The 17456-nt window shown below is 66.1% G+C and carries 17 protein-coding genes; 8 read left to right on the top strand and 9 right to left on the bottom strand.

Annotation, left to right across the window (positions count from 1 at the left end; genetic code table 11):
• Nucleotides 1–125: 125 nt before the first annotated feature.
• The gene (locus AC1DQK_RS17480; protein ID WP_477872845.1) at nt 126–1670 is read right to left on the bottom strand and encodes a methyl-accepting chemotaxis protein; all 1545 of its coding nucleotides are present in this window, start codon (nt 1668–1670) and stop codon (nt 126–128) included.
• A 2-nt stretch (nt 1671–1672) separates the two neighbouring features.
• Nucleotides 1673–1945 carry a hypothetical protein gene (locus AC1DQK_RS17475; protein WP_477872843.1) on the bottom strand — a complete coding sequence of 91 codons (273 nt, stop codon included), beginning with the start codon at nt 1943–1945 and terminating at the stop codon, nt 1673–1675.
• A gap of 295 nt (nt 1946–2240) precedes the next feature.
• Between AC1DQK_RS17475 and rimP the strand changes: the two genes are divergently transcribed.
• The 6 genes from rimP (at nt 2241) to rbfA (ending at nt 8565) form a co-directional block, all read left to right on the top strand.
• Nucleotides 2241–2825, top strand: coding sequence for a ribosome maturation protein RimP (rimP, locus tag AC1DQK_RS17470; RefSeq protein ID WP_477872841.1), 585 nt, complete (start codon nt 2241–2243; stop codon nt 2823–2825).
• A gap of 7 nt (nt 2826–2832) precedes the next feature.
• Nucleotides 2833–4431: a transcription termination factor NusA gene (nusA, locus tag AC1DQK_RS17465; RefSeq protein WP_477872839.1), complete on the top strand. Its 1599-nt coding sequence runs from the start codon at nt 2833–2835 to the stop codon at nt 4429–4431.
• Between the two features lie 5 nt (nt 4432–4436).
• Nucleotides 4437–4667: a tautomerase family protein gene (locus tag AC1DQK_RS17460; protein WP_477872837.1), complete on the top strand. Its 231-nt coding sequence runs from the start codon at nt 4437–4439 to the stop codon at nt 4665–4667.
• Entirely contained in the window at nt 4654–5397 is a 744-nt protein-coding gene (locus tag AC1DQK_RS17455; protein WP_477872835.1) for a DUF448 domain-containing protein, read from the top strand. Before AC1DQK_RS17460 ends, AC1DQK_RS17455 begins: the two co-directional genes overlap by 14 nt.
• A 21-nt stretch (nt 5398–5418) precedes the next feature.
• Nucleotides 5419–7989 (top strand): translation initiation factor IF-2, encoded by a 2571-nt coding sequence (gene infB / locus AC1DQK_RS17450; protein WP_477872833.1) that lies wholly within the window; start codon nt 5419–5421, stop codon nt 7987–7989.
• 168 nt (nt 7990–8157) lie between these two features.
• Nucleotides 8158–8565, top strand: a complete 408-nt coding sequence (gene rbfA, locus AC1DQK_RS17445) for a 30S ribosome-binding factor RbfA (protein ID WP_477872831.1) — start codon at nt 8158–8160, stop codon at nt 8563–8565.
• Here rbfA and AC1DQK_RS17440 read toward each other — a convergent pair.
• Nucleotides 8562–9287 carry an HPP family protein gene (locus tag AC1DQK_RS17440; RefSeq protein WP_477872829.1) on the bottom strand — a complete coding sequence of 242 codons (726 nt, stop codon included), beginning with the start codon at nt 9285–9287 and terminating at the stop codon, nt 8562–8564. The two genes, rbfA and AC1DQK_RS17440, sit on opposite strands and share 4 nt — an antisense overlap.
• 106 nt (nt 9288–9393) lie before the next feature.
• Between AC1DQK_RS17440 and AC1DQK_RS17435 the strand changes: the two genes are divergently transcribed.
• On the top strand, nt 9394–9990 hold the full coding sequence (locus tag AC1DQK_RS17435; RefSeq protein WP_477872827.1) for a thymidine kinase: 597 nt from the start codon (nt 9394–9396) through the stop codon (nt 9988–9990).
• A 55-nt stretch (nt 9991–10045) separates the two neighbouring features.
• Here the strand turns inward: AC1DQK_RS17435 and AC1DQK_RS17430 are convergent, their stop codons facing one another.
• The 6 genes from AC1DQK_RS17430 to AC1DQK_RS17405 all read right to left on the bottom strand — a co-directional run bounded on the left by AC1DQK_RS17430 (nt 10046) and on the right by AC1DQK_RS17405 (nt 16815).
• A complete protein-coding gene (locus tag AC1DQK_RS17430) occupies nt 10046–11026 on the bottom strand; it encodes a sensor histidine kinase (protein WP_477872825.1) in 981 nt (326 codons plus the stop codon).
• A 104-nt stretch (nt 11027–11130) separates the two neighbouring features.
• Nucleotides 11131–11628, bottom strand: coding sequence for a CcdC protein domain-containing protein (locus AC1DQK_RS17425; protein WP_477872823.1), 498 nt, complete (start codon nt 11626–11628; stop codon nt 11131–11133).
• Nucleotides 11629–11746: 118 nt separating this feature from the next.
• The gene (gene pnp / locus AC1DQK_RS17420; protein ID WP_477872821.1) at nt 11747–14095 is read right to left on the bottom strand and encodes a polyribonucleotide nucleotidyltransferase; all 2349 of its coding nucleotides are present in this window, start codon (nt 14093–14095) and stop codon (nt 11747–11749) included.
• A gap of 201 nt (nt 14096–14296) precedes the next feature.
• Nucleotides 14297–14566, bottom strand: coding sequence for a 30S ribosomal protein S15 (gene rpsO / locus AC1DQK_RS17415; RefSeq protein WP_477872819.1), 270 nt, complete (start codon nt 14564–14566; stop codon nt 14297–14299).
• Nucleotides 14563–15588, bottom strand: coding sequence for a tRNA pseudouridine(55) synthase TruB (gene truB / locus AC1DQK_RS17410; protein WP_477872929.1), 1026 nt, complete (start codon nt 15586–15588; stop codon nt 14563–14565). Before truB ends, rpsO begins: the two co-directional genes overlap by 4 nt.
• A 294-nt stretch (nt 15589–15882) precedes the next feature.
• Complete coding sequence (locus tag AC1DQK_RS17405) at nt 15883–16815, bottom strand: aromatic alcohol reductase (protein ID WP_477872817.1); 933 nt, start codon at nt 16813–16815, stop codon at nt 15883–15885.
• A gap of 89 nt (nt 16816–16904) precedes the next feature.
• On the opposite strand from AC1DQK_RS17405, the gene AC1DQK_RS17400 reads away from it, so the two are divergent.
• Nucleotides 16905–17342 carry a winged helix-turn-helix transcriptional regulator gene (locus tag AC1DQK_RS17400; protein ID WP_477872815.1) on the top strand — a complete coding sequence of 146 codons (438 nt, stop codon included), beginning with the start codon at nt 16905–16907 and terminating at the stop codon, nt 17340–17342.
• The last annotated feature ends 114 nt before the right edge of the window (nt 17343–17456 follow it).

Here is a 17456-nt window from a genome sequence, read left to right as displayed (position 1 = left end):
ACGCAGATCTCATCGTCGAACTCGAGAGGTTCGAAGAGGCAAGCGCGTGCAACGCGTCCGAGCGCTAGCGAGGAAGCCAAGCAGCACGGATGTGCTGCGCCCGGCGCCTGAGGGCCTAAGACAAACTACCCTCTCTTCAGCTGCTGCACGAAGGTTCGCGTCGCTGCCTCCAGGCCCAGGGCATGGGCAACGAGGTCGCCCGCCGCGCCGCGCACCTGACTCGATAGCCGACCGGCTTCGTTGGCGACCGCTGCGACGGCACCGATACGTTCAGCCATCTCGTCGGCGCCCTGTGCCGTATGCTTCGCATTATCCTCGAGCAGCTGCGTCGTTCGCCGCTGTTCGGCAAGCATCTTTCTAATTCCCGTGGCGGCATCGGCAAGCTGGTCGACGACCGACGAAACATCATTGAGCGATCCCTCGGCCACGCGGGCGCCGGCATGGACGCCATCGATCAGCACGGTGATCTCGGCGGTCGCGCGTGCCGTCTGCGATGCAAGGCTCTTCACCTCGGCGGCGACAACCGCAAAGCCCTGGCCGGCGGTGCCGGCCCGCGCGGCCTCGATCGTAGCGTTGAGCGCAAGGAGGTTGGTGTGCGAAGCGATCGACTTGATCCGACCGGCGAACTCGCCGATGTCGGTCGCGCGGTCCGCCAATGTGCGGACCGCCTCGTCCCCGGTAGCCGAATTATTTCGCGCGCGGGCGCTCAGCGCGGCCTGCTCGTCGATGGTCGCCGCGATTCCGGTGATCGACTGCGACAGCTCGGCCACGCTGCTGGCCACCGCACGAGCCGCCTTGCTGGCACCATCGGCGCGCCTGGCGACCTCCGCACTCTGGCGGCCGCTGTCACTGGCGAGGTCGTTCAAGGCGGTAGACGTCGATTCGAGCTGGGTCGCTGCGGCCCCCACCGAGGTGACGACGCGACGGACCGAGCTTTCGAACTGTCCGGCGAGATGGAGCATATCGGCGGATCGCGCCGCCGCCGCAGCACGCTCGCCTTCTTCACGACGGCTGCGTTCAGCCGCGGCGCGCCGATCCGCATCGGCGGCCATTGCCAGCGCGCGTTCGGCATCCGCCTGCGCCGTGCGAGCCTCGACCATGGCGGCCTCGGCTTCGGCCGCCAGCCGTTCGCTGTTCGCCCGTGCGATAGCCTGTGCGCCGAGCAATGCCTGGAGCCGCAGAGTCATCAAGGTCAGGACCTGAAATTCACCGACCAGTGCGAGCGCGTGGACCAGCACCCGGGCAGGGGTGGCGGTTCCTGCGAAGACCCATTGGGGCGCCAGATAATCGAGCAGAAGATGATGCAGCGCCACGAGGACCGTCGTCAGCAGCATCGGCCGCCAGTCGCACAGCAGCATCAGCGCAGCGAGCGAGACCAGGAAGAACAGATGCATGTCCATCTGCCAGACATGCCCCTTGAACGAATAGGTCAACATCGCCGGAAGCGCCGCGGCAAGCACGCCCATCATGAGCCGGGCCTGCAGATCGTGGCGGCGCGCCAGCGCCATCCTGACGGGTAGAATATTCAAGAGCGCGGCCAGGACGACGAGCGGCCAGCCTCCGTTCATTACGCCAAAGGCGACCCCGGCCGCCAGCGACACGCCAAACAGGCAGCCGGCGCAGGCCATCATCCTTATGCTGCGCATCCGGACCTGATCGAGTTCGGCCATCCTCATGCTGGCTGCCCTTCGCCTGCCAGGACACCGCAGGATATTTCCGGCGCCGTGATCGGCAGGATCCCCCGGCGCAGCAGCGCACCCCCCAGAAGATTTCGATCTCCCCGCACGATGAGCGATCCTTCGAATCGCCCGCGGCCGATCAACAGCGCGCCGCGCTCCACGGCCAAAGCCGCAACATGCGCCCGCGCATCGCGACTGAGCGGCACAAGCAGGATGGCCCCATGCGCCGGCGGCGCGAGGAGGACGAACGTGAAGCCGATCAGCAACAGGGCCAGCTGGACTATCAGCGGCATGCCGGCTTGCATGATGTAAGACAATCTGCGGATCATGCCCTGGCTGTGCCGTCAACATGGTTAGGATATCGCTAAGGCCCACGCCCCGAGCACCACGGCCGGGAAAAAAACGGACCAATGTCTAAACATGTCCGATGCGCGGATCGCATATTGCCCCCCGGCGCAGCTTCGCCTATAGCGCGGACAATTCTCGACATTGGAAACTTTGCCGGGCTCGGGGGCGGAAGCCTCCGAGGCAACAACTTCTGTGTATCGTACGGGAGCGTGAATGGCGGACATCGCCGCCCTGACCAGGTTGATCGAGCCCGAGTGCCAGGCACTCGGGCTGGCGCTCGTGCGCGTCGCGTTCTTCGGCGGGAAGAGCGATCCGACCTTGCAGGTGATGGCTGAGCGCCCCGACACGAGACAGCTCGACATCACCGACTGCGAGGCGCTGTCGCGCCGGATTTCGGATAAATTCGACGAGTTCGATCCGATCGAGGAAGCCTATCGGCTCGAAGTCAGCTCGCCGGGCATCGACCGGCCGCTGACCCGGGTCAGCGACTGGACCGACTGGGCGGGTTTCGACGTGCGCGTGAAGCTTGCGGAAGCGCTCGCCCCCGGATCGGGGTCCGGGGCAGGCGGTCGCAAGCAGTTCGACGGGCGCATCATCGCCAGCGATGGCGACTCGGTGACGCTCGGTGTAAATAAACTCGGTGAGGTAGCGGTCCCGCTGGCACAGATCGCCAGTGCGAAGCTGATCCTGACCGATGCTCTCATCAAGGCCACCGCGCCACTCTCGATCGAGGGTGTCGACACGGTGATCGAAGATGCGCCGCCCAGCGGCGCCCGCAAGACTCAAGTGGAAGGATAAGTCCGTCATGGCCACCGCCATCACTGCCAATCGCGCCGAACTGCTCGCCATCGCCGATGCCGTCGCCCGCGAAAAGCTGATCGATCGCGAGATCGTCATCGAGGCGATGGAGGATGCTATCCAGCGCGCCGCCCGCGCCCGCTATGGCGCCGAGAACGACATCCGCGCGAAGATCGACGGCAAGACCGGCGACATGCGGCTGTGGCGCGTCGTCGAGGTGGTCGAGGAGGTCGACGACTATTTCAAGCAGGTTTCGGTCGCCGAGGCGCAGAAGCTGCAGAAGGGCTCCGTGGTCGGAGACTATATCGTCGATCCGCTGCCTCCGATCGAGTTCGGCCGCATCGCCGCCCAGGCCGCCAAGCAGGTGATCTTCCAGAAGGTCCGCGACGCCGAACGCGAGCGCCAATATGACGAGTTCAAGGACCGCGCTGGCGAGATCATCACCGGCGTCGTCAAGCGCGTCGAGTTCGGCCATGTCGTCGTCGACCTGGGCCGCGCCGAGGGTGTCATCCGCCGCGACCAGCAGATTCCGCGCGAAGTCGTCCGCGTCGGTGATCGCGTCCGCAGCCTGATCCTCAACGTGCGCCGCGAGAATCGCGGGCCGCAGATCTTCCTGAGCCGCGCGCATCCAGACTTCATGAAGAAGCTGTTCGCGCAGGAAGTGCCGGAAATCTACGACGGCATCATCGAGATCAAGGCCGCCGCGCGCGATCCCGGCAGCCGCGCCAAGATCGGCGTGATCAGCCATGACAGCTCGATCGATCCGGTCGGCGCCTGCGTCGGCATGAAGGGCAGCCGCGTCCAGGCGGTTGTCCAGGAGATGCAGGGCGAGAAGATCGACATCATCCCCTGGTCGCCCGACACCGCGACCTTCGTCGTCAACGCGCTGCAGCCGGCCCAGGTCGCCCGCGTCGTCATCGACGAGGAAGAGGAGCGCATCGAAGTTGTGGTCCCCGACGACCAGCTCAGCCTCGCGATCGGCCGCCGCGGCCAGAATGTCCGCCTCGCCAGCCAGCTGACCGGCAAGGCCATCGACATCCTGACCGAAGCCGATGCCAGCGAGAAGCGCCAGAAGGAGTTCCTCCAGAACAGCGAGATGTTCCAGAACGAGCTCGACGTCGACGAGACGCTCGCGCAGCTGCTGGTGGCCGAGGGCTTCGGCGCGCTCGAAGAGGTCGCCTATGTCGATCTCGACGAGCTCGCTTCGATCGAAGGCTTCGACGACGAGCTCGGCGCCGAGCTGCAGAACCGCGCGCAGGAAGCGCTGGAGCGCCGCGAAAGCGCCGCCCGCGAGGAGCGCCGCGCGCTCGGCGTCGAGGACGCGCTGGCCGAACTGCCCTATCTGACCGAGGCGATGCTGGTCACGCTGGGCAAGGCCGGCATCAAGACGCTCGACGATCTCGCCGATCTCGCCACCGACGAGCTGATCCAGAAGAAGCGGGCCGAGCAGCGCCGCCGGCCGAGCAGCGACAAGCCCGATCGCCCCGAGCGTGCGGAGCGCGAGGAGAACAAGGCGGGCGTGCTCGGCGAATATGGCCTGAGCGAGGATCAGGGCAACGAGATCATCATGGCCGCCCGCGCCCACTGGTTCGCCGACGAGGCCTGACACCCATGCCGTTCGTCGACATCCGGATCGCGGGCTCCGCCACGCGCGAACAGAAGGCCGCCATCGTCGCTGACGTGACGCGGTCGCTGGGCGCGCATCTCGGCAAGCCCGCGAGCGCGGTGCAGGTGAACATCACCGAGATTTCGACGGAGAATTATGGCTCGGGCGGGCTGCTGATCGCCGACCGTCCCGCCACCGCCACGCAGGAGGTCGCTCCCGCGAATGGCACACGATGACCATCAGGACGTTCCGCTAGCACCGGATCAGGACTCGGAGGATCGGCCTCCGCGGCGGGAAAAGCATGTTCCCGAACGCAAGTGCATCCTGACCGGGGAGCATGACGCGCGCGGCAAGCTGATCCGGCTGGCGATCGGGCCCGACGGCACCGTCATGCCCGATCTTCGCGCCCGGGCCGGCGGGCGCGGCGCATGGATCGGCGTCGACCGCGCAACGCTCGAGACCGCCATCGCCAAGGGCAAGCTCAAGGGCGCGCTCGCCCGCGCCTTCAAGGACGGCTCTTTCACCATTCCCGCCGACCTCCCCGAGCGGATCGAGGACGGCCTGCGCCGGGCTGCGCTCGACCGGCTCGGCCTGGAAGCGCGGGCGGGGGCACTGCTCACCGGGTCCGACCGGATCGGCGATGCCGCCCGGCGCGGCCAGCTGCATCTCCTGCTGCACGCCGCCGATGCCTCGGAGGACGGCAACCGCAAGCTGGACCAGGCGCTGCGGATGGGCCGGGACGCCGAAGGATCGGACCTTCGCGGGGTAGTAATCCCGGCCGAACGCACCATATTGTCGATGGCGTTAGGCCGGGACAATGTGGTACATATCGGGCTGACCGTGCCGGCATCTGCCGTGCGCGTGGCTGACGCTTTGAGCCGCTGGTGCGGCTTCATAGGACGTTCTGAGAGCGCTTCAGCCTTGCGGAGTCGATCCGCAGGGTCCATCGGCGCTACAAATTCGTGAAGTGAAGGGTTCGGTTACCAGATGAGTGATAACGACAAGCCGAAGCTGGGAATGCGCGCGCCACTGGGCCTCAAGCGCACGGTCGAGACGGGCCAGGTGAAGCAGAGCTTCAGCCACGGCCGTTCGAACACCGTGGTCGTCGAGGTCAAGCGCCGCCGCGTGCTCGGCGGACGCCCGGGCGAGGCCGAGCCCCAGGTGATCGATGAACCGACGCCTGCACCCGCCCCCGTCGCACAGGCCGCGCCTGCCCAGCCCGCGCCCGCGGCAGCAGCACCACGCCCTGCCCCCCAGCCCACGCAGATGCGCCCGATGACGCCGCTCGAGCGCCGTGAGCAGCAGGAGCGCCTGCTGCGCGAGGCCGACGAAGCACGCATGGCCGCGCTCGAGGAAGCGCGCCGTCGCGATGAGCGGCTGAAGATGGAAGCGAGCGAGGAAGAGAAGCGCCGCGCCGACGAAAAGCGCCGCGCCGAAGAGGAGGCCGAACGCGCTCCTGCCCAGCCGGCGGCGCCGCCCGCCGCCGCTCCCGAGCCCGAGGCGACTGCCGTCGCCGAGGCACCCGCGGTCGCCGAAGCCGCCGCCGCGCCGGAAGCGGAGAAGCGCAGCGACGGCGTACCGCCGCCGCGCCGGTTCACCCCCGTTGTCAGCCCGAAGCGTCCCGAGCCCAGCCGTCCGCTGCAGCGCGACCGCAAGGGCGACGATCGCCGCCAGTCGGGCAAGCTGACCGTCACCAAGGCGCTCGATGACGATAGCGGCGCCCGCGCCCGTTCGCTCGCGGCGCTCAAGCGCGCCCGTGAAAAGGATCGCCGCGCCCATCAGTCGGGCTCCGTGCAGCAGAAGCAGGTCCGCGACGTCGCAGTGCCGGAGACGATCACCGTCGGCGAGCTTGCCAACCGCATGGCCGAGCGCGGTGCCGACCTGGTCAAGTCGCTGTTCAAGATGGGCATGCCCGTCACCGTGAACCAGGCGATCGACCAGGACACCGCCGAGCTGCTGGTCACCGAGTTCGGCCACAACATCAAGCGCGTGTCCGACAGCGATGTCGATCTGGTCGCCTCCGACGATGTCGATCTGGACGAGACGCTGGTAACGCGTCCGCCGGTCGTGACGATCATGGGCCATGTCGACCATGGCAAGACCAGCCTGCTCGACGCGCTGCGCGGCACCGATGTCGCCAGCGGCGAAGCCGGCGGCATCACCCAGCACATCGGCGCCTATCAGGTGCAGGTGAAGAGCGGCGCCAAGATCACCTTCCTCGACACGCCGGGCCATGAAGCGTTCAGCGACATGCGCGCGCGCGGCGCCAACATTACCGACATCGTCGTGATCGTGGTCGCCGGCGACGACGGGCTGCGTCCGCAGACGATCGAGGCGATCAGCCACACGCGCGCGGCGGGCGTGCCGATGATCATCGCGATCAACAAGATGGATAAGCCGGGCTCGAACCCGCAGAAGGTGCGCGAGGCGCTGCTCCAGCACGACGTGCAGGTCGAGAGCATGGGCGGCGACGTCCAGGAGGTCGAGGTTTCGGCGCTCAAGAAAACCGGCCTCGACGAACTGATCGAGAAGATCGAGCTTCAGGCCGAACTGCTCGAGCTCAAGGCCAATCCCGATCGCGCCGCCGAAGGCAGCGTGGTCGAGGCGACGCTCGACAAGGGCCGTGGCGCGGTCGCCACCGTGCTCGTCAGCCGCGGCACGCTCAAGGTCGGCGACATCTTCGTCGTCGGCGCCCAGAGCGGCAAGGTTCGCGCGCTGATCGACGACAAGGGCCGCAACATCAAGGTGGCGGGTCCGTCGCTTCCGGTCGAGATCCTCGGCCTGACCGGCGTTCCCTCGGCCGGCGACCAGCTTTCGGTGGTCGAGAACGAAGCGCGTGCCCGCGAAGTCGCGGCCTACCGTGCCAGCGTGATCCAGCAGAAGCGGACCACCTCGGCCCCGGCCAGCCTCGAATCGATGTTCTCGGCGCTGCGCGAGCAGCAGGCGCAGCAATATCCGGTGGTGGTCAAGGCCGATGCCCAGGGCTCGGTCGAGGCGATCGTTGGCTCGCTCAACAAGATCTCGACCGATCTCATCCAGGTTCGCATCCTGCATTCGGGCGTCGGCGGCATCACCGAGAGCGACGTCAGCCTGGCCGCGGCCTCGAAGGCGCCGATCATCGGCTTCAACGTCCGCGCCAACGCCAAGGCGCGCGAGATCGCTACGCGGGACGGGGTCGCGCTCAAATATTATGACGTGATCTACGACCTGCTCGATGAGATCCGCGCCGCGATGGCGGGCCAGCTTGGTCCCGAATATCTCGAGCATGTCGTCGGCCGCGCCGAGATCCGCGAAGTGTTCTCGGCGGGCAAGCACGGCAAGGCCGCCGGCCTGCTCGTGGTCGATGGCTATATCCGCCAGAAGCTGCGTGCTCGCGTCCTGCGCGACGACGTCATCATCTACAACGGCCAGATCGCATCGCTGCGCCGGTTCAAGGACGACGTTCCCGAAGTTCGCGCCGGGCTCGAATGCGGTATCACGCTGGAATCGACGACCGACATCAAACCCGGCGACATCGTCGAGACGTTCGAAGTCGAGGAGCGCGAGCGCACGCTGTAACGCTTTCCCTCTCCCAGTTGGGGAGAGGGATACGAGACTTGGCGCGGGACGCGCCTAGTCGCAGTTGGGTGAGGGCACGACATTGCCGCAAGGCGTGCCCTCACCCCCTCCCATTGCTTCGCAATGGGCCCCTCCCTCTCCCCTAAGGGAGAAGGTCTTGGAGGCAGAATGCGCCGTAACGAAACCGCCGAAGGGAAGTCCGTCCGCCTGCTCCGCGTAGGTGAGCAGGTTCGCCATGCCCTTTCGGACGTCCTGATGCGCGGCGACGTGCATGACGAGACATTGGCGAGCCACATGGTCTCGGTGACCGAGGTGCGCATGTCGCCCGACCTCAAGCACGCCACGGCGTTCGTGAAGCCGCTCCTCGGCGCGGACGAGGAAGCCGTGATCAAGGCCCTCCGCACCAACACCGCCTATCTGCAGAGCGAGGTCGCCCGGCGGGTGAACACGAAATATGCCGCCAAGCTCAAATTCCTCGTCGATGAGAGCTTCGACGAGGGCAGTCACATCGACACGCTGCTGCGCAATCCCGCCATCGCGCGGGATCTGGGCAAGGACGACGGCGAAGAAAGCTAGCGCCCCCGGGCGCGCCGGACGATTGCATTATGCTCGGCGGCGCGGAGAAGTTCCTCGAGATCCTCCATCGCCACATCGAGGATGTCGGGATAGTCGGCGACCGCCTTGGCCAGATCCTCGCGCAAAAAATCGGCCGCGGCTGGCTCCGTAATCGGCTTGGCGATGTGCGGATAGCTATGGCCCGAGAAGCGATGAAAGCCCCACGCCATCGCCAGCAGCAGCACGGTATCGACGGCGACGGGCGCTATCACGAAGTCATAGCCGCTGGCCTGGATGGCGGGGCCGCCGAGCACGGCGGTAAGCGCGACCGCGCCGCCGGGCGGATGGAGGCAGCGCAGCAACGCCATCGCCACGATCGCGCAGCCCACGGCGAGGCCCGCCGCAACCATCGGGCCGGCGCCGATCCGGGCCACGCTGACGCCGACGATGGCGGAAACGACATTGCCCGCGATGACGGGCCAGGGTTGCGCCATCGGGCTGGCCGGCACAGCGAACAACAGCACCGCCGCAGCGCCGATCGGCGCGATCAGCAGCGGCATATGGGCGCCGACGCCGGTGAGGCTGCCGACCAGCAGGCCGGTGGCGATGATGCCGACCAGCGCGCCGATGCCGGAGATGATCCGATCGCGCATCGCCTTGTCCGCCGGCACCGCGATCGTCATTGCGTGGTAGCGCGACCAGCGGAAGCGGACGCGCGGCGCGTTTTCGGGAGGCATCTTCATCGCCGCCGCTATCGGGGAAGATAGCCGCCGCCGCCAGAAAGATGTGGTTGTCGCGCGGCAATATTGTAGCGTCGGACTCGGCGGATGTCGGGGGAACAGGCCAGCGATGGCGAAGCTCTATTTCTATTATGCGGCGATGAACGCGGGCAAGTCGACGACGCTGCTCCAGGCCGATTTCAACTATCGCGAGCGCGGCATGCGGACGCTGCTGTTCACCGCGGCGTTCGACGACCGATTCGAGCCCGGCAAGATCACCTCGCGCATCGGGCTGGCGTCGCATGCCACGGCGATCGACTCCGACACCGACCTGTTCGAGGAAGTCGCGATCGAACTGGCCGAGACGGCGGTGCATTGCGTGCTGGTCGACGAGGCACAGTGGCTGACCCGCGCGCAGGTGTTCCAGCTCGCGGCGGTGTGCGACGAACTCGATATTCCCGTGCTGGCTTATGGCCTGCGCACGGACTTCCAGGCCCAGCTGTTCCCGGGCAGCGCGGCATTGCTGGCGATCGCCGACAATCTGATCGAGTTGAAGGCGATCTGCGCCTGCGGCCGCAAGGCGACGATGAACCTGCGCGTCGACGATGAAGGCTTCGCGGTCAAGGAGGGCGCTCAGATCGAAGTCGGCGGCAACGAGCGCTATGTCGCGCTGTGCCGGCGCCACTACACCGAACAGATGGGATGGCGGCGCGGGGCGCATATCTGAAGCCGCCTGCTTGCGCGGCGGGTCGCCCGAGAACAGCGTCTGCCAGGCTCGCGCGTCAGGGGATGCGCAGCACCGCGGTGGTGCCAGCACCGCCGGCCAGTCGGAAAGTACCGCCCAGCTGGCGGGCCAGCATCTGCGCGAGCTTCAGGCCGAGGCTGTCCGACGTCGCCAGATCGAAATCCGCCGGCAAGCCGGCGCCGTCATCGCTCACGCTGATCTCGACCATAGCGTCCACCCGTCGCACGGCGATCAGGATATGGCCGCCCTCTCCCTTCGCAAATCCATGCTCGATCGCGTTGGTGATGGCCTCAGCGATGATCAGCGCCATCGGCACCGCCGCATCCGCCGCCAGGTCGACGTCCTCCATCGCCTCCACGCGATAGTCGATGCCAGGCCGGCCGCTGGCATCGATCAGGTCGATGATCAACTGCTCGAGAAAGGCCGCAAGGCGGAGTTGCTCCCCATGCGGGCTATGGAGTTGGCGATGGATACGGCCGATCAGCGCGAGCCGCCGCGCCGCCTCGTCGAGCGCCAGCCGCGCCGCCGCATCGGACACGCCGCGCATCTGCAGGGACAATAATCCGCTGATGACCTGCAGGTTGTTCGATACCCGGTGCTGGAGCTCGCGAAACAGCAATTCGCTGCGCTCGGCGAGCCGGCGGCTGCGCTCGCGCTCTTCGGCGAGCCGCTCATTGATGCGCTGCAACCAATGAATCAGCCCGATGTTGATCGCTGCCACGCCCGTGTAGAAGGCCAGCGCGAATGCCGCCGCGCCCGACCATTTCACCGAAAAGGAGGGTGGGATGAAACAATACCAGGCAGCGATGCCGCTCACCACGCCCGCCACGATCCCGGCACGGATACCGAACAGGAAGGTCGACAGGATGACCGCCGGGAAGAAGCTGACAAAGGGATAGCCGCTGGGCATGAACGGCGTTGCCAGCCATCTCACCAGGAAGGACAGCAGGCAGATCGCAAGCGTGCATGCATATACCGGCAAAACCCGGTCGCGACCGAGCGGAAGACGTTCCAACATCTTTACGCCTGAACTCGCCAACCTGTTCCCCCGAATAGCCCGGCCAGACTTTCGCTGCTCTGCACAACGTCACATACCCATAAGCGAAGCGTCATGGCCATGGGTTAACGGGGTCGTAACAATCCTCGCGCGCGCAAATATAGTTCGACGCGGTAGGCGCTGAGCACGCCGGCGGCGAAGGCGATGGTGATGCTGCTCACCAGCATGGCGCCGAGATGCCAGTGCGCGTCGCTGACTTCCACCACCGACCGCAGGCCCCAGCGCAGCAACATCAGCAGGCCGAGAAACACCAGCGCGCCGCGCGAGCTGCGCTGGTTGAGCAGGCCCGTCCCGGGATCGACGGCGATCTCCACCAGCCGCCCGCGCTGCCAGCCGATCGCGCTCCCCAGGATGAGCGCGGTGCCTATCCACAGCCAGCCCCAGCCCGAAGGCGGGAACTGCACGATCACCGCGCCGGCGAACAGGAGGAAGATGGTGGGGATGATCCACAGCGTCGACAGCCGCAGGCGCTGCGACCTGCCCATGCGCCGGAAGCGGATGAACAGCGCCGCCGCGACGATCGGCGCGGCGATGGCATAGGCGGCGAGCTCGGAGGACTGCACGGCGGCACTGTAGCCGATGCAAGTGCCGGGGCCACAACGAAAAAAGGGGGAGCCGCGCGGGCTCCCCCTCTCTCCTGTTCGGATCCTCCCGCGCCGGGCGTGGGAGGATCGAGCGGTATCAGTCGTCGTCACGGGTCAGGAAGGCCGGCGCGAAATCGGGCGCGGGGCCGTCATCATTGCCGTCTTCGCTGCGCTCGCGACGCGGGCCACGATCGCCACGGCCTTCGCCGCGGGGACCACGATCGCCGCCTTCGCGACGGGGACCACGGTCGCCATCGCGGCGCGGACCACGGTCGCCGCCGTCGCGGCGCGGGCCGCGATCACCACGGTCACCACGCGGACGCTCCTCACGGGGCGGACGCGTGTCGGGCAGTTCCTCGCCGGTTTCCTGATCGACGACGCGCATCGACAGGCGAACCTTGCCGCGCTGGTCGATCTCAAGCACCTTGACCTTGACTTCCTGGCCTTCGGTCAGCGCGTCGGCCACCTTCTCGACCCGCTCGTTCTTGATCTCCGAGACGTGGACGAGACCGTCCTTGCCGCCCATGAAGTTCACGAACGCGCCGAAATCGACGAGATTGACGACCTTGCCGACATAGACCTTGCCCACTTCCGGCTCGGCGACGATGCCGATGATCCAGTTGCGCGCGGCTTCGATCTGCGCGGGATCGGACGACGAGATCTTGACGGTGCCGTCATCGTCGATGTCGACCTTCGCGCCGGTGGTGGCGACGATCTCGCGGATGATCTTGCCGCCGGTGCCGATGATGTCGCGGATCTTGTCCTTGGGCACCGACATCGATTCGATCCGCGGCGCGTGCGCCGACAGTTCGGTCCGGGTCGAGTCGAGCGCCTTGGCCATTTCGCCCAGGATGTGAGCGCGGCCTTCGCTGGCCTGGGCCAGCGCGACCTTCATGATCTCCTCGGTGATACCGGCAATCTTGATGTCCATCTGAAGGCTGGTGATGCCCTCCGACGTACCCGCGACCTTGAAGTCCATGTCGCCGAGGTGATCTTCGTCGCCGAGGATGTCGCTGATCACCGCGAAGTTCTTGCCTTCGAGGATCAGGCCCATCGCGATGCCCGACACCGGACGCTTGATCGGCACGCCGGCATCCATCAGCGCGAGCGAACCGCCGCACACCGTGGCCATCGACGAGGAGCCGTTCGACTCGGTGATGTCCGAGGTCAGGCGGATCGTGTAGGGAAACTCCTCCTTGGTCGGCAGCACCGCGTGCAGCGCACGCCATGCCAGCTTGCCATGACCGACTTCACGGCGGCCCGGCGCGCCGAAGCGGCCGACTTCACCGACCGAATAGGGCGGGAAGTTATAGTGCAGCATGAAATGCTCGTAGCGCAGGCCGGTCAGGCCATCGATCATCTGCTCCGATTCCTTGGTGCCCAAGGTGCAGGTGGAGATGCTCTGCGTCTCACCGCGGGTGAACAGCGCCGAACCATGCGCGCGGGGCAGGAAATGCGCCTCGGCGAGGATCGGGCGGACCGTCTTGGTGTCGCGGCCGTCGATGCGGCGGCCATCCTTGAGGATGGCGGTGCGGACGATTTCGGCCTCGAGCTTCTTGACGAGCTTGCTGGCGGCCATCTGGTCCTGCGGCGTGGCATCGGCGAAAGCCGCCTTCGCCTTGGCGCGCGCCTCGTTCAGCGCGGCCGAACGCGCGGACTTGTTGGTCAGCTTGTAGGCGGCTTCGATATCCTTGCCGACCAGCTTCTTGAGCTTGGTCTTGGCGGCGGACAGATCGGCCTGCGGGGCCATTTCCCACGGATCCTTGGCGGCCTTCTCGGCGAGCTTGATGATCGCGCCGATCACGTCCTGGCAGGCGCGATGCGCGAACATCACGGCGCCGAGCATGACCTCTTCCGAAAGCTCCTTGGCTTCGGATTCGACCATCATCACAGCGTCCTGGGTGCCGGCCACGACGAGCTCGAGCTCGCCCGCCGCAACCTGTTCGTCGGTCGGGTTGAGGATATATTCGCCGTCCTGATAGCCGACGCGCGCGCCGCCGATCGGTCCCATGAAGGGCACGCCCGAGATTGTCAGAGCGGCCGATGCGGCGATCATCGCCAGGATATCGGGCTCGTTCTGGCCGTCATAGCTCAGCACCTGGGCAATGACGTTGATCTCGTTGTAGAAGCCCTCGGGGAAGAGCGGGCGGATCGGGCGGTCGATCAGGCGGGAGACCAGCGTCTCCTTTTCGGTCGCGCCGCGCTCGCGCTTGAAGAAGCCGCCGGGGATGCGACCCGACGAGAAATACTTCTCCTGATAATGGACGGTCAGCGGGAAGAAGTCCTGCCCTTCCTTGACGCTGCGCGCCGCCGTGACGGCGCAGAGGACGACGGTCTCGCCGAGGGTCGCGAGCACCGCGCCGTCAGCCTGGCGGGCAACGCGGCCCGTTTCCAGCGTGAGCGTCTGACCGCCCCACTGGATTTCAACTTTCTTGGTATCGAACATCTGATTTCCTTGTCTCCGGACGCCCTATGCGGCCGGGGCCTATGCGGATGGCTGGGCATCGTCGCCGTTTGCCATCGCGTGGTGCAGGCCGTCCTTCGGCCTGCCGTGGCGGGAGCTTGTGCCCGCCCTCCTGCCCGGTACCGAATTGCACCAGGCCGGAAATGACGAACGGCCCCGCGATGCGGGGCCGTCCTGAAACTCTTACTTGCGCAGGCCGAGCTTTGCGATCAGCGCGGCGTAGCGGCTTGCGTCTTCCTTCTTGAGATAATCGAGAAGGCTGCGACGCTTGTTGACCAGCATCAGCAGACCGCGGCGCGAATGGTTGTCCTTCGCGTGGATCTTGAAATGCTCGGTCAGGTTGGTGATGCGCTCGGTCAGGATCGCGATCTGGACTTCGGGGCTGCCGGTGTCGCCATCGGAACGGGCGTTGTCGGCAATGATCGCGGTCTTGCGCTCGGCGGTAACAGTCATGCATCTTCCTTCGACATCAGGTTGAAACCGCGCACCACCCGGATCTCCTGATCCTCTGCTTCGACCAATGCGACAGGCACATCGCCTTCGAGCGCAAGGTTGAGGCCGGTGGGTGCGGCGATCCCGATCAACCGGCGCCCCTCGCGGAGTGCCCTTGCCTGATCGGGGGTGACGGAGAGAGCCGGGATGTCGTCCAGCCCTGCCGTCATCGGCAAAAGTGCCTTTTCAAGCCGGTGCGCCTTAGCGAATTCGTCCAGCTTGTCCAGTGAAATCGCGGCATCCAGCGTGAACGGCCCGGCCTTGGTGCGGCGAAGCATGGTGACATGGCCGACGGTGCCGAGCGCCTGGGCGATGTCGCGGGCGAGGCTGCGAATGTAAGTGCCCTTCGAGACACGGGCGGAGAGGGTGACCTCGTCGAGGCGGCCGCCGCTCGAACTTTCTTCCACGTCGGTCCCCATCGTCATCCCAGCGGAGGCTGGGATCTCGGCAGAGGTTCGCGACTCCGGATCCGTCCCAGCCGCATGAGATCCCAGCCTTCGCTGGGATGACGGCGGCTCGATGGCGAGCGCATGGACCGTCACCGCCCGGCGCTTGATCTCGAAGCTCTCCCCCGCCCGCGCCCGGTCATAGGCGCGCTCGCCGTCGATCTTGAGCGCGGAATAAGCGGGCGGCACCTGCTCGATCGCGCCGGTGAAGCGCATCAGCACCGCCTCGACCTGCGCCAGCGTCGGGCGCACGTCGGACGTAGCGACCGCCTTCCCCTCCGCATCGAGCGTGTCGGTCTCCGTCCCGAAGCCGATGGTGAAGTCATAGGCCTTGTCGGCATCGAGCATCCGGCCCGACAGCTTGGTCGCCTCGCCGATCGCCACCGGCAACACCCCCGAAGCGAGCGGATCGAGCGTCCCGCCATGGCCGACCTTATATTTGCCATAGCCGCCCGTCCGGAGCGCCCGCTTGACCGCCGACACCATCTGGGTGGAGCCGGGGCCGAGCGGTTTGTCGATGATGATCCAGCCATGCATGGCGCGCGCCTCTACTCTCCCCGCGCCATGGCTGTCGAGCGCGGGCATGGCGGGCTTACGCTCGGGGCGGCGGGAGGACGGCCGGCCTGACATTGCGATACGCCCCTGCGTCGGCGCGACGACAGGCCCGGATTCCGGACCATGGCTGCTCGCGTCACGAGCGCCACGGAGTCTCTTATATGTGACAAAATCCTGGGTGCATGGGGTTGATCGTGCGTTTTTTTGTTTTTCGATTCCGCGGGGGCTTCGGAGATAGGCCGCATGACCTGAAATCGCGCAGTCGCCCCGCCCACATCACTTGTCGCGTGCGCTTCGCAGATCAGCGTTGATCAGCGCCGAAAGGTCGGTAACCGGAATGCCCTGGCGATCGTTGAACGTGCCCGCCTTGGGCCAGGATACACCGCGACCGATCGCGAAGGCGGCGCGATACTTGCGCATCATGTTCTTCGGATCGTTCGCCAGCTCGTCCATCAGGAAGGGTACGCTCCAGACCGACCGCTTGAACGGACGCCCCAACGCTGCCTCCAGCTTATCCGCAACCCCATCGTAGGTGACGGTGTCACCGGCCAGGAACACGATCTCGTTGCGGATCGTGGGCTCGAAGAACAGGATTTCGGCGGTCAGCACGCCGATGTCGTCCGGCGTCGTCAGCGTCACCGCGGTGTCGAGGCTGCCGAGCGCGTGGACCTCGCTGTTTTCTAGATCGACGACGCCGAAGTCCGGCTCGAACAGGTAGCTCATGAACATGCCGGTGGAGATGATGACCCACTCGGTCTTGTCTTGCGAGCGCAGCAACTCGCGCACGTCGAGTTGGGCATCGAAGATGTCCTGCGGACCGCCGCGGCCGATCGCCTCGAAATCGACGCCGAACTGCCATGGGAAGTAGCGCGGAATGCCGGATTGCAGAGCCGCCTTGGCGAGCTTCATCGGCGTGTCGATGCCGGCCGCATAGCCCGCGCAGCCGATCACTGTATCATAACGCGTGAAGAGCGCCGCCAGCTCATCGATTGTGTCACTCACCAGATCGCCGAGGACGATCTCAATACCCGCCTCCCGGATTTCCGCGATGTCACGCTGCTTGGATGGATCGCCGGACTCGACAGCGCTCTCGCGGAGCAGGACGCTGATCCTGGCACCGTCAATAGCTGTCGCGCGACGCGCAAGATTGCGGAGAACCGGCATGCCGAGTTCGCCGGCGCCCAGCACCAGGATATTCCGGGACTTCACAGTGGAAATAGCATCATTCATCGTTCTAACTCGTTTAACCTTGGTGCCGGTGATCTGGCAACTCAGGGGAAAGTGCGAAAGATGGGTACATGCGTGATACTGCAGTCAGGTCGTTAAGCCGGGAGGACGTCCTCCAATATTCCCAGACCGTCTGCGATGGTCTCCGGGACGATGACGACGGGGTCCGCCGTGAGGTGCTGGCCCATGCCGGCAACCGCTGGTCGCTCGGGGTCATTCACACGCTCGGTGTATATGGCCAACTCCGCCATGCGGAGATCGGCCGGCGCATGCACGGGATCACGCAGCGGATGCTGACTCGTACCCTTCGCCATCTGGAGCGCGACGGGCTGGTCGTTCGTCACGATTTCGACGAGGTTGTACCTCATGTCGAATATGCCCTCTCGGAAACCGGCCTGGAGTTGCTGGTGCGGATGGTTCCCCTATGGACGTGGATCGTCGAAAACGTCGACAGCTTCAGGACCGCGCGCGAGACGTTCGACCAGCACCATATTGGCGGAGAGCCCTGACCGAAGCATTGAACCGCCGCCGGAGCTGTCCTCGAACACCATCGTTCCCGGCATCGTCGTGAGAGCCAGCCAGCTCCGGTTTCTCGGGGCTAGGTTCTCCACGGGAGCGCCCGC

The sequence above is a fragment of the Rhizorhabdus sp. P4_G5 genome, assembly GCF_056401065.1.
The sequence above is the reverse complement of the archived record's forward strand: the minus strand, read 5'-3'. Positions and strand labels throughout refer to the sequence as shown.